Origin of the sequence: Pseudonocardia nantongensis (assembly GCF_046546495.1) — a bacterium.
Taxonomy (GTDB): Bacteria; Actinomycetota; Actinomycetes; order Mycobacteriales; family Pseudonocardiaceae; genus Pseudonocardia; species Pseudonocardia nantongensis.
The window spans coordinates 19,995-39,157 of record NZ_JBKGXT010000024.1 but is presented as its reverse complement, the minus strand read 5'-3'; the positions used below and the strand labels follow the sequence as shown (position 1 = coordinate 39,157).

22 protein-coding genes are annotated in these 19,163 nt (G+C 73.9%); 15 read left to right on the top strand and 7 right to left on the bottom strand.

The window, feature by feature from the left end; translation table 11 throughout:
* The first annotated feature begins 14 nt into the window (after nucleotides 1-14).
* The 7 genes from ACLFMI_RS22560 (at nucleotide 15) to ACLFMI_RS22530 (ending at nucleotide 6,365) form a co-directional block, all read left to right on the top strand.
* A complete protein-coding gene (locus ACLFMI_RS22560; RefSeq protein ID WP_410949931.1) occupies nucleotides 15-1,472 on the top strand; it encodes a hemolysin family protein in 1,458 nt (485 codons plus the stop codon).
* The gene (gene lhgO / locus ACLFMI_RS22555; RefSeq protein WP_410949930.1) at nucleotides 1,459-2,751 is read left to right on the top strand and encodes an L-2-hydroxyglutarate oxidase; all 1,293 of its coding nucleotides are present in this window, start codon (nucleotides 1,459-1,461) and stop codon (nucleotides 2,749-2,751) included. Before ACLFMI_RS22560 ends, lhgO begins: the two co-directional genes overlap by 14 nt.
* Complete coding sequence (gene era / locus ACLFMI_RS22550; RefSeq protein WP_410949929.1) at nucleotides 2,748-3,665, top strand: GTPase Era; 918 nt, start codon at nucleotides 2,748-2,750, stop codon at nucleotides 3,663-3,665. The genes lhgO and era overlap by 4 nt, the downstream gene beginning before the upstream one ends.
* 65 nt (nucleotides 3,666-3,730) lie before the next feature.
* Nucleotides 3,731-4,633: a DNA repair protein RecO gene (gene recO / locus ACLFMI_RS22545; RefSeq protein WP_410949928.1), complete on the top strand. Its 903-nt coding sequence runs from the start codon at nucleotides 3,731-3,733 to the stop codon at nucleotides 4,631-4,633.
* An 85-nt stretch (nucleotides 4,634-4,718) separates the two neighbouring features.
* Nucleotides 4,719-5,093, top strand: a complete 375-nt coding sequence (locus ACLFMI_RS22540) for a hypothetical protein (protein ID WP_410949927.1) — start codon at nucleotides 4,719-4,721, stop codon at nucleotides 5,091-5,093.
* Between the two features lie 70 nt (nucleotides 5,094-5,163).
* A complete protein-coding gene (locus tag ACLFMI_RS22535; RefSeq protein ID WP_410949926.1) occupies nucleotides 5,164-5,970 on the top strand; it encodes an isoprenyl transferase in 807 nt (268 codons plus the stop codon).
* Between the two features lie 17 nt (nucleotides 5,971-5,987).
* Nucleotides 5,988-6,365: a hypothetical protein gene (locus ACLFMI_RS22530; RefSeq protein WP_410949989.1), complete on the top strand. Its 378-nt coding sequence runs from the start codon at nucleotides 5,988-5,990 to the stop codon at nucleotides 6,363-6,365.
* A gap of 80 nt (nucleotides 6,366-6,445) precedes the next feature.
* Here the strand turns inward: ACLFMI_RS22530 and ACLFMI_RS22525 are convergent, their stop codons facing one another.
* Nucleotides 6,446-6,781 (bottom strand): DUF2795 domain-containing protein, encoded by a 336-nt coding sequence (locus tag ACLFMI_RS22525; RefSeq protein WP_410949925.1) that lies wholly within the window; start codon nucleotides 6,779-6,781, stop codon nucleotides 6,446-6,448.
* 86 nt (nucleotides 6,782-6,867) lie between these two features.
* The gene (locus ACLFMI_RS22520) at nucleotides 6,868-7,539 is read right to left on the bottom strand and encodes a hypothetical protein (protein ID WP_410949924.1); all 672 of its coding nucleotides are present in this window, start codon (nucleotides 7,537-7,539) and stop codon (nucleotides 6,868-6,870) included.
* Between the two features lie 85 nt (nucleotides 7,540-7,624).
* Here ACLFMI_RS22520 and ACLFMI_RS22515 point away from each other — a divergent pair, with 85 nt between their 5' ends.
* A complete protein-coding gene (locus ACLFMI_RS22515) occupies nucleotides 7,625-7,879 on the top strand; it encodes an aminotransferase class V-fold PLP-dependent enzyme (RefSeq protein WP_410949988.1) in 255 nt (84 codons plus the stop codon).
* Here the strand turns inward: ACLFMI_RS22515 and ACLFMI_RS22510 are convergent.
* A complete protein-coding gene (locus ACLFMI_RS22510) occupies nucleotides 7,813-8,241 on the bottom strand; it encodes a Fur family transcriptional regulator (protein WP_410949987.1) in 429 nt (142 codons plus the stop codon). The genes ACLFMI_RS22515 and ACLFMI_RS22510 overlap by 67 nt on opposite strands.
* Before the next feature lie 11 nt (nucleotides 8,242-8,252).
* Nucleotides 8,253-8,618 (bottom strand): ArsR/SmtB family transcription factor, encoded by a 366-nt coding sequence (locus ACLFMI_RS22505; RefSeq protein ID WP_410949923.1) that lies wholly within the window; start codon nucleotides 8,616-8,618, stop codon nucleotides 8,253-8,255.
* Between the two features lie 81 nt (nucleotides 8,619-8,699).
* On the opposite strand from ACLFMI_RS22505, the gene ACLFMI_RS22500 reads away from it, so the two are divergent.
* From ACLFMI_RS22500 to ACLFMI_RS22490, 3 genes are all read left to right on the top strand, one after another.
* Nucleotides 8,700-9,050 carry an antibiotic biosynthesis monooxygenase gene (locus ACLFMI_RS22500; RefSeq protein ID WP_410949922.1) on the top strand — a complete coding sequence of 117 codons (351 nt, stop codon included), beginning with the start codon at nucleotides 8,700-8,702 and terminating at the stop codon, nucleotides 9,048-9,050.
* Between the two features lie 550 nt (nucleotides 9,051-9,600).
* Entirely contained in the window at nucleotides 9,601-10,137 is a 537-nt protein-coding gene (locus tag ACLFMI_RS22495) for a hypothetical protein (protein ID WP_410949921.1), read from the top strand.
* 249 nt (nucleotides 10,138-10,386) lie between these two features.
* Nucleotides 10,387-11,793 carry a glycine--tRNA ligase gene (locus tag ACLFMI_RS22490; RefSeq protein ID WP_410949920.1) on the top strand — a complete coding sequence of 469 codons (1,407 nt, stop codon included), beginning with the start codon at nucleotides 10,387-10,389 and terminating at the stop codon, nucleotides 11,791-11,793.
* A 107-nt stretch (nucleotides 11,794-11,900) separates the two neighbouring features.
* Here ACLFMI_RS22490 and ACLFMI_RS22485 read toward each other — a convergent pair whose 3' ends face one another.
* The 3 genes from ACLFMI_RS22485 to ACLFMI_RS22475 all read right to left on the bottom strand — a co-directional run bounded on the left by ACLFMI_RS22485 (nucleotide 11,901) and on the right by ACLFMI_RS22475 (nucleotide 14,625).
* Complete coding sequence (locus tag ACLFMI_RS22485; RefSeq protein WP_410949919.1) at nucleotides 11,901-12,101, bottom strand: hypothetical protein; 201 nt, start codon at nucleotides 12,099-12,101, stop codon at nucleotides 11,901-11,903.
* A 95-nt stretch (nucleotides 12,102-12,196) separates the two neighbouring features.
* Nucleotides 12,197-13,186 (bottom strand): hemolysin family protein, encoded by a 990-nt coding sequence (locus ACLFMI_RS22480; RefSeq protein ID WP_410949918.1) that lies wholly within the window; start codon nucleotides 13,184-13,186, stop codon nucleotides 12,197-12,199.
* Entirely contained in the window at nucleotides 13,183-14,625 is a 1,443-nt protein-coding gene (locus ACLFMI_RS22475) for a hemolysin family protein (RefSeq protein ID WP_410949917.1), read from the bottom strand. The genes ACLFMI_RS22480 and ACLFMI_RS22475 overlap by 4 nt, the downstream gene beginning before the upstream one ends.
* Before the next feature lie 290 nt (nucleotides 14,626-14,915).
* Here ACLFMI_RS22475 and ACLFMI_RS22470 point away from each other — a divergent pair, with 290 nt between their 5' ends.
* The 4 genes from ACLFMI_RS22470 to ACLFMI_RS22455 all read left to right on the top strand — a co-directional run bounded on the left by ACLFMI_RS22470 (nucleotide 14,916) and on the right by ACLFMI_RS22455 (nucleotide 19,153).
* Nucleotides 14,916-15,956, top strand: a complete 1,041-nt coding sequence (locus ACLFMI_RS22470) for an XdhC family protein (protein ID WP_410949916.1) — start codon at nucleotides 14,916-14,918, stop codon at nucleotides 15,954-15,956.
* An 83-nt stretch (nucleotides 15,957-16,039) separates the two neighbouring features.
* Complete coding sequence (locus tag ACLFMI_RS22465) at nucleotides 16,040-16,657, top strand: YdcF family protein (RefSeq protein WP_410949986.1); 618 nt, start codon at nucleotides 16,040-16,042, stop codon at nucleotides 16,655-16,657.
* Between the two features lie 14 nt (nucleotides 16,658-16,671).
* Nucleotides 16,672-17,973 carry a deoxyguanosinetriphosphate triphosphohydrolase gene (locus ACLFMI_RS22460; protein ID WP_410949915.1) on the top strand — a complete coding sequence of 434 codons (1,302 nt, stop codon included), beginning with the start codon at nucleotides 16,672-16,674 and terminating at the stop codon, nucleotides 17,971-17,973.
* A 202-nt stretch (nucleotides 17,974-18,175) separates the two neighbouring features.
* Entirely contained in the window at nucleotides 18,176-19,153 is a 978-nt protein-coding gene (locus ACLFMI_RS22455) for a DMT family transporter (protein WP_410949914.1), read from the top strand.
* Nucleotides 19,154-19,163: the final 10 nt, after the last annotated feature.

Genomic DNA, 19,163 nt, shown 5'->3' with positions numbered 1-19,163 from the left:
GTTGCGGAGGAGACGTGAGCGCCGTCTGGCTGACCGTCACCGCGGTCGGGCTGGTCCTGCTGGCCGGGGTGTTCGCCGCCGCCGACTCGGCCCTGATGTCGATCTCCCGGGCGCGGGTGGACGAGGTGGTCCGGGCCGGGCGGGCCGGCGGGCGGGCCCTCGCCGCCGTCGTCGCCGACCGGCCCAGGCACGTCAACCTGCTGATGCTGCTGCGGGTGACGGCCGAGATCTCCGCGGTCGTGCTGCTGGCCGTCGCGCTGGCCCCGCTCTTCTCCGCACCGTGGATCGGGCTGCTGCTCACCGGCGTGATCATGGTGCTGGTCAGCTACGTGCTGATCGGCGTCGGCCCGCGCACGCTCGGCCGCCAGCACCCGTACCGGGTCGGGCTGCTGCTCGCCGCGCTGATCCGTGCGCTGGGCACCGTGCTCTCCCCGCTGGCGTCGCTGCTGATCCTGGTCGGTAACGCGATCACACCGGGCCCCGGTTTCCGGGAGGGCCCGTTCTCCACCGAGGTCGAGCTGCGCGAGCTCGTCGACATGGCCAGCAACCGCGGCGTGGTCGACGAGGGCGAGCGCAAGATGATCCACTCGGTGTTCGAGCTGGGCGAGACCCCGGTCCGGGAGATCATGGTCCCGCGCCCCGACGTGATCTGGGCGGAGCGCGACACCCCGGTGGAGAAGGTGCTGCGCCTGGCGCTCAAGAGCGGATACTCGCGGATCCCGGTGCTCGGTGAGGGCATCGACGACGTCATCGGCGTGGCCTACCTGAAGGACCTGGTCCGGGCCCGCGACGACGCCCAGCGCGGCACCGCCCCGCAGAAGAGCCTGGTGGAGATCATCCGGCCGGCCGCGTTCGTGCCGGACTCCAAGCGCAGCGACGAGCTGATGCGCGAGATGCAGCGCACCCGCAACCACATGGCCGTCGTCGTCGACGAGTACGGCGGCACCGCCGGTGTGGTGACGATCGAGGACATCCTGGAGGAGATCGTCGGCGAGATCACTGACGAGTACGACACCGAGGAGGTCCCCGAGGTCGCCGAGGTCGCCGACGGTGCGTTCCGGGTGGCCGCGCGGCTGCCGGTGGAGGACCTGGAGGAGCTTTTCGCCGGCCGGTTCCGCGGCACCCCGCGGGAGGACGAGCTGCGCGAGGCCCTGGAGTCCGCGGACGTCGACACCGTCGGCGGGCTGCTGGCCCAGCGGCTGGGCAAGGTGCCGCTGCCCGGTGCCGAGGCCGACGTCGCGGAGCTGCTGCGGCTGCACGGCGAGGGCGGCAAGGACTCCCGTGGCCGGATCCGGATCATCTCTGTACTGGTCAGCCCGCTGGCACCGGCCGAGGCCGACGACCCCGACGAGACGAGCCGCGACCGGAACGGCCGGGACGACGACGCTCCCGACCCGGTCGCGGGTGACCCGACCGAACCGGCCCCGACGTCGACCGCGGGCGCCGAAGGAGGAACCGATGGCAGGAACTGACCCCGCACCCGAGCGCGGCGCGGACCGCGGCGGGGCCGTCCCGGAGGCCGGGCTCCCCGCGACGCCTGCGTACGACCTGGTGGTGGTCGGCGGCGGCATCGTCGGGCTGGCCACCGCCTACGCCGCGACCCGCAACGGGCTCAGCGTCGCGGTCGTCGAGCGGGAGCCGCGACCGGCAGACCACCAGACCGGCAACAACTCCAACGTCATCCACTCCGGGCTGTACTACGCCCCGGGCGGTTACAAGGCGCGCCTGGCGGTGGCCGGCTGTGCGGAGACCGTCGCGTTCTGCCGCGAGCACGACCTGCCGCACCAGGTGTGCGGCAAGCTCGTCGTGGCCACCGAGCCCGAGGAGCTGCCCCGGCTCGACGAGCTGGCCCGGCGCGGTGACGCCAACGGTGTGGAGCACCACCGGCTCGACGAGCACGCCATCCGCGAGTACGAACCGGACGTCCGCGGCCTCGCCGCGCTGTGGGTCCCCTCCACCGGCATCACCGACTACCGCGCGATCGCCGAGAAGCTGGCCGAGCTCGTCGAGAAGAACGGCGGCGAGATGCACCTGGGCCGCAGCGTCACCGGCTTCGCCCGGCGCCCGGGCGACGTCGTCGTCCGGACCGACCGTGGCGACCTGCTGGGCAACCGGGTCGTGGTGTGCGGCGGCCTGCGCTGCGACGAGCTCGCGCGCCTCGCCGGCGCCGAGCCGGGTGTGCGGATCATCCCGTTCCGCGGCGAGTACACCGGGTTCTCCGAGCGGGCCGCGTCACTGGTCCGGGGTCTGATCTACCCGGTGCCGGACCCGGCGTTCCCGTTCCTCGGGGTGCACGCCACCCGCGGCATCGACGGCGAGGTGCACGCCGGCCCGAACGCCGTGCTGGCGATGGCCCGCGAGGGCTACGACTGGCGCACGATCAAGCCGAAGGAGCTGCTCGGCACGCTCAGCTACCCGGGCATGATCAAGGTGGCCCGCAAGCACTGGCGGTACGGCATCGGCGAGGTCGAGCGGTCGCTGTCGAAGCGGGCGATGGTCCGCCAGATCCAGCGGATGCTGCCCGGGGTGACGGCCGAGGACCTGCACCCGGCCGGGGCCGGCGTGCGCGCGCAGGCGGTCAAGGCCGACGGCACCCTGGTCGACGACTTCCTGTTCCTCGACCAGCCCGGCCCGGACGGGGCGGGCGCCGCGGGGTCGATCCTGCACGTGCTCAACGCGCCGTCCCCGGCGGCGACCGCGGCGCTGCCGATCGGCCGGGAGATCCTCGACCGGCTGGGCGCGTCCGCGTGACCGTCCCGCAGCCCCCGGCAGGCGACACGGCGGGGTTCCGGTCCGGGTTCGCCTGCTTCGTCGGGCGGCCCAACGCCGGCAAGTCGACGCTGACCAACGCCCTGGTCGGGCAGAAGGTCGCGATCACCTCGTCACGGCCGCAGACCACCCGGCACACCATCCGCGGCATCGTGCACCGCGACGACGCCCAGATCGTGCTGGTCGACACCCCCGGCCTGCACCGGCCGCGCACCCTGCTCGGGTCCCGGCTCAACGACCTGGTCCGCGAGACCTGGGCCGAGGTCGACGTCGTCGGGTTCTGCGTGCCGGCGAACGAGAAGGTCGGCCGCGGCGACCGGTTCATCGCCGAGGAGCTCCGGAAGGTCGCCACGCACACCCCGGTGGTCGCGGTCGTCACCAAGACCGACCTGGCCCCGCCGGCGCAGGTCGCGGAGCGGCTGGCCGAGGTTTCGGAGCTCATGGAGTTCGCCGAGGTGGTGCCGACCAGTGCGCAGTCCGGCTTCCAGGTCGCGTTGCTGGCCGACCTGCTGGTCGCCCGGCTGCCCGAGGGCCCGCAGCTCTACCCGGACGGCGACCTCACCGACCAGCCGGAGGACACCCTGGTGGCCGAGCTCATCCGGGAGGCCGCGCTGGAGGGCGTGCGCGACGAGCTGCCGCACTCGATCGCGGTCGGCGTCGAGGAGACGATCGAGCGGGACGGCCTGCTGGAGATCCATGCCCTGATCTACGTCGAGCGGCAGAGCCAGAAGGGCATCGTGATCGGCCGCGGCGGGGCCCGGCTCAAGCAGGTCGGCACCGACGCCCGCCGGCAGATCGAGAGGCTGCTCGGCACCCGGGTGCACCTGGACCTGCACGTCAAGATCGCGGACAACTGGCAGCGGGACCCCAGGCAGCTTCGCAAGCTGGGCTTCTGAGCGGCGCTCCGACCGGTTCCTGACGAGGCACTGATCACGCTGGAGACACTGGTTAGGCTGGAGGCATGGCTCAGCTGTACCGCGACACCGGGATCGTGTTGCGTGTGCAGAAGCTGGGCGAGGCCGACCGGATCGTCACGCTGCTGACCAGGCAGCGGGGCAAGATCCGGGTGGTGGCCAAGGGCGTGCGCCGCACCCGCTCCCGGTGGGGGGCCCGGCTGGAGCCGTTCAACCACGTCGACGTGCAGTGCTATGTCGGCCGCACGCTCGACGTCGTCACCCAGGCCCAGACGGTGGACGCGTTCGCCCCGGCCGTCGTCGCGGACTGGTCGGCCTACAGCTGCGGCTGCGCGATCCTGGAGACCGCCGACCGGCTGGTCTCCGAGGAGGGCGAGCCGAGCCTGCGGGTGTACCTGTTGCTGCTCGGCGCGACCCGGGCGCTGGCCGACGGTGTCCGGGATCCCGCGCTGGTGCTCGACGCGTTCCTGCTGCGCGCGATGAGCCACGCCGGCTGGGCGCCGGCGTTGTCCGAGTGCGCCCGCTGCGCGACGCCCGGCCCGCACCGGGCGTTCAGCGTCGCCGGCGGCGGGGCGATCTGCCCGCGCTGCCGTCCGCCCGGCTCGGTCACCCCCGCCCCGGAGACTCCGCTGCTGCTGGAGGCCCTGCTGCACGGCGACTGGGACACCGCCGATGCCGCCACCGACCCGACGCGGCGGGAGGCCAGCGGGCTGGTCGCCGCCCACCTGCAGTGGCACCTGGAACGGCAGCTGCGCTCGCTGCCGCTGGTCGACCGCCGGATGCGGGCCCGGCCCACCGGCCCCGCCGCCCCGACACCCACCGATCCGACACCCACCGATCCGACGCCGGCCGGTCCCGACGGCGCGCCGGGCGGCTCCGGTGCGCCCGCGGCAGCCGGGGAACCGCCGCCGGTCGCGCCCCCGTGGGCATCCGCCGACTCCACCGGATGAATCACCCCTTCCCGATGCAACCGCCCGGCGGGCCTCGTTACGCTCCCGTGATCGAGGGGATTGCCCCGGTGACGGAGAGGTGCTCGTGACCCGACCCCAGGACCCACGGGACGACGGCCGGACCGCACGGACCCGCCGGCTGCCTGCCGCGACGCAACGCATCCCGATGCCGCCGACCCAGCAGCTGCCGGCCTCGACCGAGCGGCTGCCCGAGTCCCCCCAGGACGGTCCGACCCGGGCGATGCGGCAGGTCCGTGCCCGCACCGAGGAGGGCGCCTGGCCGGCCATCCCGATGCTGCCGGTGATCCGTCCCGACGAGGGCGACCCGCAGTCGGAGGCCGACCGGGTCCGCGGCCACCGCGGCATGCGTGACCTGCGCGAGACCCTCGAACGCCTCGAGGACCCGGACGTGCCCGCCTGGCCGGAGCGCGAGGAGCCGGACGAGGAGTTCCGGATCTGACCGCGCGCCCCGACGGCCCGCCCGGGGCTCCACGGGCGGCCCTCCGGGGCGCGCACGTAAGGTGCGGGACGTGCCGTTCCAGCCTCCACCGCCGCACCCCTCGGGCGTGCGGCCCCCGGCGATCCCGAAGGAACTGGTGCCCCGGCACGTCGCCCTGGTGATGGACGGCAACGGCCGCTGGGCCAACGCCCGCGGCCTGCCCCGCACCGAGGGCCACAAGCGGGGCGAGGCGTCGCTGATGGACGTCGCCCGCGGGTGCATCGACCTCGGTGTGACGTGGCTGTCGGCCTACGCGTTCTCCACCGAGAACTGGCGGCGCAGCCCGGACGAGGTCCGCTTCCTGATGGGCTTCAACCGGGACGTCATCCGCCGCCGGGTCGACGAGATGCACGCGATGGGCGTCCGGGTCCGCTGGGCCGGGCGTCGGCCGCGGCTCTGGCGTTCGGTGATCAAGGAGCTCGAGGTCGCCGAGGAGAAGACCCGCGACAACGACGTCCTCAACCTCACGATGTGCGTGAACTACGGGGGCCGCGCCGAGATCGTCGACTCGGTCCGGCAGGTCGCGAGGCTCGCCGCCGAGGGCCGGATCAACCCGGACAAGATCAACGAGAAGATGCTGGCCCGCTACCTCGACGAGCCGGACATGCCCGACGTGGACCTGTTCGTCCGCTCGTCGGGGGAGCAGCGGACGTCGAACTTCCTGCTCTGGCAGAGCGCGTACGCCGAGATGGTCTTCCTGGACACGCTGTTCCCGGACTTCGACCGCCGGCACATCTGGGAGGCGATCGAGATCTACGCACGACGGGACCGCCGGTTCGGCGGGGCCGTCGACCTGCCCCCAGCGGGCGTCGACACCGACACGGCGGGGGCGTCGTGAACGAGGTGCTCGACGGGATGCTGCGGACCGCGCGCGGTGCGCTGGAGCGCTTCCACGACGTCCAGGTCGACGACGACGGCGCGCTGACCTTCGCGCACGGTGGCGTGCTGTGCGTGGTGCAGGGCACCGAGCTGGAGGAGGGCCTGCCGGTGCTCAACCTGACCTGCGTCGTCGCCTGGGACCTGCCCGACGACGACATCCCGTCCCGGGTGGGACTCGGCGTCGGTGAGGGCCTGTTCGGAACCCCGCGGGTGGTGCACGGCGAGCACGGCTGGGACGTGACCCTGCGCTACGCCTTCCCGGCCGCCGGGCTGGCCGAGCAGCCGATGGGCACCCTGTTGATGCTCGTGGTGTCCTCGGCGTCGAGCATGCGTGCGGAGCTGGTGGCCGGCTGAGGACCGGCCGGCGTCGAGCCGCCGTCGACGGCCCCGGTCTCGGTGCCGGCCGGGGCGGCCGCTCCGCCCCGGCCCGGCCGCTACTTCTTCCGGTTGGTGCCGAGCTCCTCGGCGATCGGGTTCACCGGGTCGACGTCCTTGGTCGCCTCGGAGAGCCCGCCGTGGTTGTGCTCCGAACGACGCTGCTTACGCAGCTGCTCGGTCTCCTCATCGGACTCGTCGGCCGTGTCGACGGCCGCCAGTACGTCCGCGACGGACTCGTAGTCCGTCGCGGGCACCGCGCGCAGCGCCTCGACGGTCCTCGCGTCGGCGCTGTTGCGCTCCGCCCCGGCGGCGAGCTCGTCCTTGCCGGCCGGGAACGCCACGCCGTCCAGGGCGCGGTGCACGGCATCGTCGGTGGTCGTGCGGGATGCCATCGTCGGTGTTCCTCCTCGGACACGGGTATGTCGGTCATCGGAGGGTTGCCGCTGCGCGCCGTTCCATGCACGCTCGGCGTCCCCGATCAGCCGGCCGTGTCCCCGGGCCCGTCCGCGCGATCCTCCCCGGTGGCCTCGGCGTCGTCGGCCAGGTGCACGAGCGGCAGCTGGGCCAGCTGAGCCGGGGTCATCTCGTGCGCGACGCCGAGGACGTCGTTCTGCGCCTTCTGCATCCGCGCGTCGACCAGCCCGGACAGCGCGTAGGCGACCCGGCCGAGCAACCGCACCGTGGTCTCGTCGACCAGCGGGCGCGGGGTGGAGACGACGGCGACCCCGCGCGGCTCGCCGTCGTTGGACTGGGCGACGCCGATCGAGTACGACTCGCGCGGGTTCACGTGCCGGGAGGCGTAGTGGTCGCGGAGCTTGGACACCATCTCGTGGAACTCCCCGACGTCACCCTCGAGCTCGAGGGAGCCCAGGTCGTCCCTGGTCAGCACTGCGGCGCGGCCGGAGAAGCACCGCACGTAGCCGATCACCGCACCGGTCCACAGTGCCTCGACCAGGGCGGGGTCGCTGTCTACCTGCACCGGGCCGGCCTCCGGGCCGCCGAGGGCGGTGACCAGGTGCTCGCAGCACCGCAACACGTACTGCAGGTCGTCGAACACGCCGGCGAGCTGCGCGAGTTCACCGGACTCCGGGATGTCGATCTTCCGCACCGTCGTGGGTGCGGGGGCACTGCCCTGCTGGGTTTCGGTCATCGTCGGCCCACCTCCTCCTCGGGCACGCTAGTGCTGTGACGATCGGCACGGTGTCGCGTTATGAGACGGCGGCCGGTGCCCGGGTCTGCGTGGACGCCGCCCAGCTCGCCCGCACCGCCGGATCGCCCTGGCCGGATGGGGCGCCGACTACGTCGCGCTGTCCGGGCACAAGATCTACGCGCCGTACGGGGCCGGGGTCCTCGTCGGGCGCCGGGACCGGCTGGACGCCGCGCCACGGCGACCGGGCGGGCCTGCCCGGCTCCGACCGGTAGTTCAGGACCCGCGGGTGCAGCGCCCGCACAGCCCGAAGATCTCGCACGTGTGCGAGAGCTCGGTGTAGCCGTGCTGCTCGGCGACCGACTGGGCCCAGGACTCGACCGCGGGGCCCTCGATCTCGACGGCCGCGCCGCACCGGCGGCACACCAGGTGATGGTGGTGGTGCGCGCTGGCGCACCGCCGGTAGACGGCCTCGCCGGAGGCGACCCGCAGCACGTCGACCTCACCGCCGTCGGCGAGGGTCTGCAGGGTCCGGTACACCGTGGTGAGGCCGATGCCCTCGCCGGTGCGGCGGAGCTCCTCGTGGATCTCCTGCGCGGAGCGGAAGTCGTCGAGCCGGTCGAGCAGCGCGGTCACCGCGGCACGCTGCCGGGTCGCCCGGATACCGCGCGGCCCGGCCGTCGACCGGTTCGCCCCGGCCTGCATCACCTGCTCGGTCACGAGTCCTCCTCCACGTGCGCCACGGCGTCCACGACGATGTGCGCGAGGTGGTCGTCCACCAGGGAGTACAGCACCTCGCGTCCCTTGCGCTCGCCCTCGACCACCCCGGCCGCCTTCAACACCCGCAGGTGCTGGCTGATCAGCGGCTGGGTGACACCGAGTGCGTCCACGAGGTCGTGCACGCAGCGCGCGTGTTCCAGCAACTGCAGGACGATCGCGATCCGCACCGGGGCGGCCAGGGCCCGCAGCAGGTCACCGGCCGCGGCCAGCGTGCGCTGGTCACGGACGGGGCCCGGGCTGGGCGGGGGATGGTGTCCCCCGCCGGGTCCGGTGGCGCGGGAGGCGTCCGCAGCGGTCGACATGTGTCCAGTCCCGTCTCCGGGGGCGGCGGCCACACCCCCGGCGGTTCGCATGCCGTGCCGGCCGCAACCGACATGATAAGCGTGTTCGATACGGTCGCCGACGTGCTGCTGGTCTGCCGCTTCACCGTGCCCCCCGGGCAGGAGCCCGACTTCACCGCGCGGGCCGCCCGGGCGCTGGAACTCCTGGCCGCCCGGCCCGGGTGCCGCGGCGGCGAGGCCGGCCGCGCGGTGGACGACCCGGCGCAATGGGTCCTGACCGTCCGCTTCGACTCGATCGACGCCTACCGCCGCGCCCTGAGCCCGTTCGAGATCCGGGAGCACGTCCACCCCCTCCTCGCCGAGGCCGACACCACCGTCCCCGCCACCCACGAGACCCTCGTCAGCGTCACCCCCGGCGCCGCCCCCCGGCACCACCCCTCGATCCTGGCCTGACCGCGCACGGCTCCGCCGAACGCGCACGGCCCGCTGAACGCGCACGGCCCGCTGAACGCGCACGGGTTCGGAGAACGCGCACCCGATCGGGCGCGCGTCGGCGGATTCGGTGCGCGTCCGGCGAGTTGTCCCCGACCGGCCGAACCATCCACAGGTTGGTCGGACGCGGTGTGGCGGGGTGCACCGGCCGGGATCGTCGTCGGGGTGAAGGGACTGCATCTGCGCCGCGCGCTGCTGGACGAGGGACACACCGACGAGACCGTCCGCGCCGCGGTCCGTGCGGGCAGGCTGATCCGGGTGCGGCCCGGCGCCTACGTCGAGCCGGACGATGCACCCCACCGGGATACCGACGCCCGGCACCGCAGGCTCGTCGAGGCGACGGTGCCGCGGCTCGCTCCGGGCTCGGTGGCCAGCCACGCGTCGGCGGTCGTGCTGCACGGTCTGCCGTCCTGGGGGATCGGGCTGCAGCGGATGCACGTCATCAGGGGTCTGCGATCCCGTGGGCGCTCGACCCGGCACGTGCAGTTGCACGCCGCGCCGTTGCCGGCCGGTGACGTCGATCGCCCGGACCGTCGTCGACGTGGCCCGGACCTGCCGCTTCGAAGCCGCCGTCGCGGTCGCCGACGCCGCGCTGTTCGCCGGGACGGTGGCCGAGGAGGAGCTCGCGGCAGCCGTGGACGCGGCGGCCGGGCGGCGGAACGTCGCAGGTGCCCGGGCCGTCCTGGCCTTCGCCGACGCCCGCGCGGACGGGCCGGGGGAGTCCCGCAGCCGTGTCCGGATGGCCAGGCTCGGGGTTCCGGCCCCGGTGTTGCAGCACGTGATCTGCGATCCCGCGGGCCGCCACGTCGGGCAGGTCGACTTCTGGTGGCCGGGCACCGGTGTCGTCGGCGAGTTCGACGGGATGGAGAAGTACGGCCGTTCGCGGCGCCCCGGGGAGAGCCCGGCCGACGCGGTGCTGCGCGAGAAGCGTCGCGAGGACGCGTTGCGGGCCCAGCCGTGCGTGCGGACGGTGGTCCGCTGGACCTGGGACGACCTGACCGGCTTCGGCGCCGTCGCGGCCCGCCTCCGCCCACAGGCACCCTGGTGACACCCACCCCCTCGCGAGCCGAACGCGCACCGATTCGGCGGACGCGCGCCCGATCGGGTGCGCGTTCTCCGATCCCGTGCGCGTCCAGCTGCCGCCGCGGGGAGGCGCTGCGGGCGGGAGGCGTTGCCGGGCGCGGGGAGGTGCGGGGGTGCTGCCGGGTGGGGGAGCGGCGGGGGTCGGTAATCTGGGATGCCCCGCCGGGCCGTCCGTCCGTGGGGACAGTCCGAACCACGTTCCTGGAGTACCGCTGTGGCCAGCAAGCCCACCTCCGCCAAGATCGAGACCATCGTCGCGCTGACCAAGCGGCGCGGATTCGTCTTCGCCTCCGGGGAGATCTACGGCGGTACCCGCTCGGCGTGGGACTACGGTCCCCTCGGCGTCGAGCTGAAGGACAACATCAAACGGCAGTGGTGGAAGTCGATGGTCACCGGCCGCGACGACGTCGTCGGCCTCGACTCGTCGGTCATCCTTCCCCGCCAGACCTGGGTCGCGTCCGGCCACGTCAACGCCTTCACCGACCCGCTGGTCGAGTGCACCTCGTGCCACAAGCGCTTCCGCGCCGACCAGCTGGCCGAGGAGTTCGCCGAGCGCAAGGGCCGCGACCCCGAGCAGGCGGACCCGAACGACCTCGCCGAGGTTCCCTGTCCGAACTGCGGCACCCGCGGCCAGTTCACCGCGCCGCGCGAGTTCAACATGATGCTCAAGACCTTCCTCGGCCCGGTGGAGTCCGAGGAGGGCATGGCGTACCTGCGCCCGGAGACCGCCCAGGGCATCTTCGTGAACTTCCTGAACGTGCAGACCACGTCCCGGAAGAAGCCGCCGTTCGGCATCGGCCAGATCGGCAAGAGCTTCCGCAACGAGATCACCCCTGGCAACTTCATCTTCCGGACCCGCGAGTTCGAGCAGATGGAGATGGAGTACTTCGTCGAGCCGGGCAGTGACGAGGAGCTGCACCAGTACTGGATCGACGAGCGCACCCGCTGGTACACCGACCTGGGCATCGAGCGTGCGAACCTGCGGCACTACGAGCACCCGAAGGACAAGCTCTCCCACTACTCGAAGCGCACCGTCGACATCGAGTACAAGTTCAACTTCACCGGCCAGGAGTGGGGCGAGCTGGAGGGCGTCGCCAACCGCACCGACTTCGACCTGACGACGCACTCGAACCACTCGGGTGTGGACCTGTCGTTCTACGACCAGGCCACCGACACCCGGTACAAGCCGTACGTGATCGAGCCGGCGGCCGGCGTCGGGCGGTCGATGATGGCGTTCCTGATCGAGGCCTACACCGAGGACGAGGCCCCGAACGCCAAGGGCGGCGTCGACAAGCGGGTCGTGCTGAAGCTGGACCGCCGGCTCGCCCCGGTCAAGGCGGCGGTGCTGCCGCTGTCGCGCAACGCCGACCTGTCGCCGAAGGCGAAGGACCTGGCCGCGCGGTTGCGGCAGAACTGGAACGTCGACTTCGACGACGCCGGTGCCATCGGCCGCCGCTACCGTCGCCAGGACGAGATCGGCACGCCGTTCTGCATCACGGTCGACTTCGACACCCTCACCGACCAGGCGGTGACGATCCGCGAGCGGGACACGATGGCCCAGGAGCGGGTCGCGCTCGACCAGGTCGAGACCTGGCTGGCGACCCGGCTGCTCGGCTGCTGAGCGGAGCTTGCGGAGCGAACATCGGCGCTGAGCGGAGCTTGCGGAGCGAACATCAGCTGAGCGCACACCGCCCCCGCCCGGACGACCGGACGGGGGCGGTGCTGCGTTCAGCGTCGGTAGGCCAGCAGCTGCACGCCGAGCTCGGCCTCGGTGCGGCGGAGCTCCTCGACCTGCTCCTCGCCGAGCGCCGCGTAGGGGGATTCGGGGCGGTAGGCCACCAGCGGCCCACCGATCCGGTCCTCCAGCTGCTTGACCCGGGACATCGCGGAATCGTCCAGCTCAGCCGGACGCAGGGACGGTGCGGTCATCGGTGGTCCTCTCCCAGGCGTCGTGTCGGAAAGGTGGCCCAGGGTAGGGCGGCCCCGGGCCGGGCGCAGCTCGGGGACCGGGTCCGGCCGACACCTCACGCGGCCGTGGGCAGCAGCCGTTCCACCAGGTCGGAGAGGGTGACGATGCCGATGGTGCGGCCGTCTTGCTCGATCAGCGCCAGGTGTGCCCGCTGGTCACGCATCGTGTTCACCGCGACGTGGTAGGCGGTGTCACCCGGCAGGGTGAGCACCGGGCGTGACACCTCCCGGGCCGGGGTGCCCGGCTCCCGGGTCAGCGTGTCCCGCACGTGCACGTATCCGATCGGCCGGTCGCCGTCGCGGACGATCAGCCGCAGGTGCCCGGTCCGGCGCGCGGTCGCCTGGACCGACTCGACGTCGTCGTCCGCGGCGACCCCGGACGGCTCGTGCGCCAGCTCGCGCACCGGCGTGCGCTCCAGCTCCAGCGCGATGACCAGCTGGTCCCGCCGCTCCTGGTCCAGCGCCCCGGTCTTCGCCGAGTGATCCACCAGCTCGCGCAGGTCCTCGGCGTTGCGGCCGGAGGCCATCTCGTCCACCGGTTCGACGCCGACGGCGCGCAGGCAGCGGTTGGCCATCCCGTTGAGCAGCACCAGCACCGGTCGCGCCGCGATCATGAACCCGCGCATCGGGAGTGCCAGCAGGATCGCCGAACGCTCCGGGTGCGAGATCGCCCAGGACTTCGGGGCCATCTCGCCGACGACCAGGTGCAGGAAGGTGACCGCGATCAGCGAGAGCACGAACGACAGCACGCCCGCGGCCCCGGCGGGCAGGCCCCAGCCCGTCAGCAGGGGCGCCACGGCGTGGTCGACGGCCGGCTTGGTGACGGCACCCAGGCCGAGCACGCAGAGCGTGATGCCGAGCTGGGAACCGGCGAGCAGCAGCGAGATGTCCTTGGCGCTGCGCAGCGCCGCCCGCGCGGACGCCGAGGTCTGCGCGGCCTCCTCGAGCCGGTAGTTGCGGGCGGCGACGAGGGCGAACTCGACCGCCACGAAGAACGCGCTCGCGGCGATCAGCAGGATCGACGCAACGATCTCGACGGCGCTCATGCCCGGGCCTCCTCGTCCTGCCGGGCGCCGTCCGGAGCGCTCGGGTCGGTGTCCCCGGTCCACATCAGGTGCACCGAGGACGGGACCCGGCGGTCCACCTCGTGCACGGTCAGCGTGAGCGTCCGCTCCGGGTCGTCCGGACCGTCGCCCGGGATGCCGACCGAGACGGCGTCCCCGGTCTCGGGCAGCCGCTGCAGCTCGGCCATCACCAGACCGCCGACGGTCTGGTAGTCGCCCCCGGGCAGCTCGGCGTCGATCAGCCGGCCGACCTCGTCGACGTGCCGGTCGCCCGGGACCACCCAGCCGTCGCCGGACGCCCTGGCCTGGTCGGTCCCGACGGAGTCGTGCTCGTCGGTGATCTCACCGACCAGTTCCTCGGCTACGTCCTCGACGGTGATCACGCCGGCCAGCCCGCCGTACTCGTCGAGCACGCAGGCCAGCTCCTCGCCGTCGGCCCGCAGCTGGGCGAGCACCTGCGGCAGCGGCAGCGACGAGGGCACCAGCACCGGTGCCCGCATCAGTTCCGACACTCGGATCGCGGCCGCGGTGCGACCATCGAGGTCGGTCCGGTCCGCCAGGGCCAGCACGTCCTTCAGGCAGATGACGCCGACCAGCTCCAGCGCCGTGTCCGGGCCGTCCTGGTGCTCGACGTCCGGCGGGCTGCCGAGCACCGGATATCGGGAGTGCTGCACCGCCATCTGACCGACCAGGCTCTCGACGGTCGCGTCCGAGCGCACCCAGGACATCCGCGGCCGCGGGATCATCGCCGCGCGCGCGGTGCGGTCGGTGAAGTCGACCGCCCGGTCCAGCAGCGCCGCCAGCTCGGGACGCAGGTCCCCGGAGTCCTTCGAGTCGTCGATGATCGCTTCGAGGTCGCGCGGGGTCGCGGAGTGCTCGACATCGTGCACCGGTTCGATCCGCAGCGCCTTGAGCAGCAGGTTCGATGCGGCGTCGAACAGCTTGATGATCCAGCCGAACAGGGCCAGGTAGGTCTTCGTCGACAGTGCAAGCCGGCGCGCCACCGGTTCCGGCCTGGCGATCGCCAGGTTCTTCGGGAACAGCTCACCGAAGACCATCTGCACGACGGTGGAGAGCAGCAGCGCGAACACCGTGCCGATCGCCACACCGACGCCGGTCGGGACGCCGGTCAGACCGAGCAGCTCGCCGATGCCGTTACCGATCAGCGGCTCGGCCACGTAACCGACCAGCAGGCCGGTGACGGTGATACCCAGCTGCGCGCCGGAGAGCATGAACGAGGTGCGGCGGGTGATGTCCAGCGCGCGGGCGGCGCCGGAGTCGCCCTCGGCGGCTCGCGCCTTGAGCCGGGACCGGTCGACGGCCATGTAGCCGAATTCCTGGGCCACGAAGTAGCCGGTCAGCGCCGTGATCGCGAGGACCACGAGGATGCCGAGCAGGATGCCTGCGATCGTGCCGATCACCGGAGCGCCACCACCCGGCGATCAGGCCCGGAAGGGGCGGGACGAGGGGCGGTGCGGGGTCGCCGTCCGGGTGGGACTCGGACGGCGCCGGGACTGTCGCTGGGGTCCATGACTCCTGACTCGCGATCGGATGGTGTGTCGACACGGACAACGCGTGCGGCGATCGTACGGTTCCGCGCCATCCTCGATTCGCCCGGAGGGCGGTAACCGGTGCGCGCGACCGGCCCCGGGGCCGGCCACCCTTCCCGGGGGCCGCCGACCTGTCGGTCCCCGTCGCTACCCTGGCGCCCGTGAGCACCACCACGCCCCCGACCGCCGACCCGTACCGCGAGCTGGGTGCCGCGCTGCGCCGCTGGAGTGCCGGTGGCACCGCTGCCGGGATCGGTGTGGTGCGGGTCCTGCAGCGGCACGGGTTCGGCTCGGTCGAGTCCGGCCAGCTGCTCGCCGGCACCCCCGATGGCGAGGTGCAGGGCCTGATCTACCTCGGCGCCCTGGACGACACGGCCCGCCCGCTGGCCGCCGAGGCCGCCGGCGGGCGCGCGACCGTCCGGGAGGCGCACGTGACCGAGCCCTCCGCGCTGGCGGCCGGGCTCGCCTGCGCCGGCGGCGCGACGCTGGTCGGGCACCCGCTGCCGGCCACCGCCGCGGCCGCGCTCGGCGAGGCGCTGGAGGCCGCCCGGCCCGCCGCGCTGCTGTCCACCGTCGACGGCGCGGCGGCCCTCGTCCTGACCGGCGCCGACCTGTCGGTCGAGCACGGCGACCTGGGCGACCCGGCGGTCACCGCCGAGGCCGCGGACGCCGCGCGCGGGCTGCTGCGCCGCGGCGCCACCAGCACCGAGCGGGTCACCGCGGGGGGTGCGGAGGTGCTGGTCGACGTCTGGGTGCCGGTCCCGTCGATGCTGGTCGTCGGCGAGGGCGCGCTCGGCGCCGCGCTGCACGCGCAGGCCGGGCTACTCGGCTGGGACGCCCGCACGGTGACCGGGCTCGACGAGGCCCACGCCGCCGTCGCCGCCTTCACCGACGCCGACGTGCTCGTCCTGCTCGACCACGATCCGGCGTTCGACGCGATCCTGCTCGAGGGTCTCGGGCACGGCCGCGGCTTCCTGGGCGCACTCGGGTCGCGCCGCACCCAGGCCGCGCGCCGGGAACGGCTGATCGCCGCCGGCGTCGGCGAGGAGGGACTCGCCGCGATCCACGGCCCGGTCGGGCTGGACCTCGGCGCCCGCACCCCGGCCGAGACGGCGGTGTCGATCGTCGCCCAGGTGATCGCGTTGCGGGCCGGGCGCTCGGCGTCCGCGCTGGCCGGTTCCGCGGGACGGATCGGCGGATGACCGCGCCCTCGTCACGGCGCGGCCGCGGCGCCGCCCCGCCGCCGGACCGGCCCGCCCCGGCCCGGGGCCGGGTCCGGATCGGCATGACCTGGGGCGCCCGGCTCCTGGTCGGCGGACTGGTGATGCTGGTCGCCGTCGTCGGCGTGACCGCGCTGCGCGTCTGGCAGGTGGCCCGGATCGACGACCAGCGGTCGGTGGATGCGGTCGTCGTGCTCGGCGCGGCGCAGTACAACGGCGAGCCGAGCGCGGTGCTGCGTGCCCGGCTCAAGCACGCCGAGCAGCTCTATCGGGACGGCGTGGCCCCCCGGATCGTGACGGTCGGCGGCGGCCGGTCCGGCGACCGCTACACCGAGGCCGAGGCGAGCCGGGACTGGCTGCTCGGGCAGGGCGTGCCGGCCGGTGGGGTGCAGGCCGTCGCCGAGGGCGAGGACACGCTGGGCAGCCTGGAGGCCGTCGCCGTGGCCGCCCGCGAGCAGGGCTGGGAGTCGGCGCTGCTGGTGTCCGATCCGTGGCACAGTCTCCGGGCCCGCACCATGGCCCGGGACGCGGGCCTGGAGGCGTGGACCTCGCCGACCCGCTCCGGGCCGATGGTCCAGACCCGACAGACGCAGTTCCAGTACATCTACCGGGAGACCGGTGCGCTGCTGTTCTACGAGCTCACGCACGCCTCGGTGGACACCGCGGCGAGCAGGCTGGGCTGAGGAGCCGGCCCGCCGTGTCCACCACCGCCCCCGCCCCGGTCGACCCCGGCTACACCCCCGCCGACGCCGAGCGCAGGCACCCGGAGCCGCCGAAGGGCTCCGGGCTGGGGGAGCGCGGACGGGTGGAGCGGCGCAGCCCGTTCTCCCGGGACCGGGCGCGGGTGCTGCACTCCGCCGCGCTGCGCCGGCTGGCCGGGAAGACCCAGGTCGTCGGCCCTGGCGAGGGCGCCGAGGTCACCGGCATCCCGCGGACCCGGCTGACGCACTCGCTGGAGGTCGCCCAGATCGGTCGCGGGATGGCCGAGGAACTGGGCCTGGACCCGGACGTCGTGGACGCCGCGGGACTCGCGCACGACATCGGGCACCCGCCGTTCGGGCACAACGGCGAGCGCGCACTGTCCGCGGCCGCGGCCGGGTGCGGCGGCTTCGAGGGCAACGCCCAGACCCTGCGGATCCTGACCCGGCTCGAGCCGAAGGCCCGCTCGCTGGACGGGTGCGAGCCCGGCGGGCTCAACCTGACCCGGGCGACCCTGGACGCGGCGACGAAGTACCCGTGGCCGCGGCGCGGTGCCGAGCGCAAGTTCGGTGCCTACCCCGACGACCTCCCGGCGCTGGAGTGGATCCGGCTCGGCGGCCGGCCGGGGCAGCGCAGCATGGAGGCCCAGGTCATGGACTGGGCCGACGACGTGGCCTACTCGGTGCACGACGTCGAGGACGCGGTGCTCGCCGGCCGGATGGACCTGGCGGTGCTCTCCTCGCCGGCCGAGCGCGAGGCGCTGGCCACCGAGGCCGCGCAGCGGTTCGGGGCGGACGCCGGGGCGTGCGCGGAGGCCGCCGCCCGGCTGGACCGGCTGCCGGCGGTGCGGGCGGTGCGCGGTTTCGACGTCGCGGTCGCCGGCGGTGACGACCTGGTCGCGATGAAGCGGATGACCAGCGAGCTCGTCGGGCGGTTCGCGCACGCCGCCACCGACGCCACCCTGGACGCCCACAGCGACGCCGCGCTCGCCCGGCACCGCGCCGACCTGGTGGTCCCGGTCCCGGCGGGCGCCGAGGTGGTGCTGCTGAAGGCCCTCGCCACCCGGTACGTGATGAGCGATCCGCGGCACCTGGCGATGCAGGCGCACCAGCGCGAGGTGCTGCACGACCTGGCCGCGGTGCTGTCGGAACGGGCGCCGGAGGTGCTCGACCCGGCCCGGGCCGAGGACTGGGCGGCCGCCGGCGACGACCGGGCGCGGCTGCGGGTGGTGATCGACCAGATCGCGGTGCTCACCGACACGCAGGCGCGAGCCTGGCACGAGCGGCTCCGCCCGGCCTGATCGGCAGCACCGGCCCGCAACCGGGCGTCCTGGACCGCGTCCCCGGCGTGGCTGCCCGTGATCCGGTACCCGACGCCGAGCAGGTACCCGCGCAGGGCGGCGAAGTCCTCGGCGTGCTGCGTCACGTCAGTACCGTAGGACGGGTGAGGGATGACCCACGTGCGGTTGCCGCAGTCGTTAGCACTGCGATGGACTGCCGGGCATGAGCGACCGCGTGCCCCCCGCCGGATCCCGGTGGGGGTTCCTGCTCGTGCCGGTCCTGAGCGTGCTGTTCGTGCCGCTGTGGGCATCCGGCTTCATCGTCGGCAAGATCGCCACCGGGTACCTGGACGTGCCCGCGGTCCTGCTGTGGCGGTTCGTCGTCGCGCTGGTCGCGATGCTCGCCGTGGCGGCGGTCCTGCGACCGGCGCTGCCCCGCGGGCGGGCCTGGCTGCACCTGGCGGTGACCGCGCTGCTGCTGCAGGTCGGGCAGTTCACCTTCGTCTACACCGGACTGTCCGCGGGCGTCCCGGCCGGGCTGTCCAGCCTGATCCTGGGCATGGCGCCGCTGCTGGTCGGATTGCTCACCCCGCTGCTGCTGAAGGCCCGGCTCGGCCCGGCACCGGTGTTCGGCCTGCTGATCGGGGCGGTCGGCGTCTACGTGGTGCTCTCCGACGAGCTGGGCGGCGGGTTCGGCGCCGCGGTCGTCCTCCCGGTGCTGGGCATGGTCTCGCTGACGGCCGGCACGCTCTACCAGAAGCGGTTCAACGACGAGACGCCCGTCGTCACGAGCGTGATCGTGCAGATGGCGACGTCGCTGGTCGCCACCCTGGCGGCGTGGCCGTTCCTGGGGGCGAGCCCGTGGCCGTCCGGGTTCGGCGGCTGGCTCGCCGTCGGCTGGCTGGGGATCTTCAACTCGGCGGCCGCGTTCGCGCTGATGTTCCTGCTGCTGCGCTGGCGGCACACCGTGCACGTCTCGGCGCTGCTGAACCTGGTCCCCGCGACGACCGCGCTGGTCGCGGTCCCGGTGCTCGGCGAGCCGCTGACCGTGCAGGCGCTGCTCGGCCTGGGGATCGCGCTGGTCGGCATGTACGTCGGCCTCGGCCTGGTGCGCCGGCGCCGTCGTCCGGCGGAGCCGCCGGACGGCCCGGCCGGAGCCCCGCCGGACGCGGCCGTCGGCGCCGTCGGTCGCGAGACCTAGACTGGGCCCC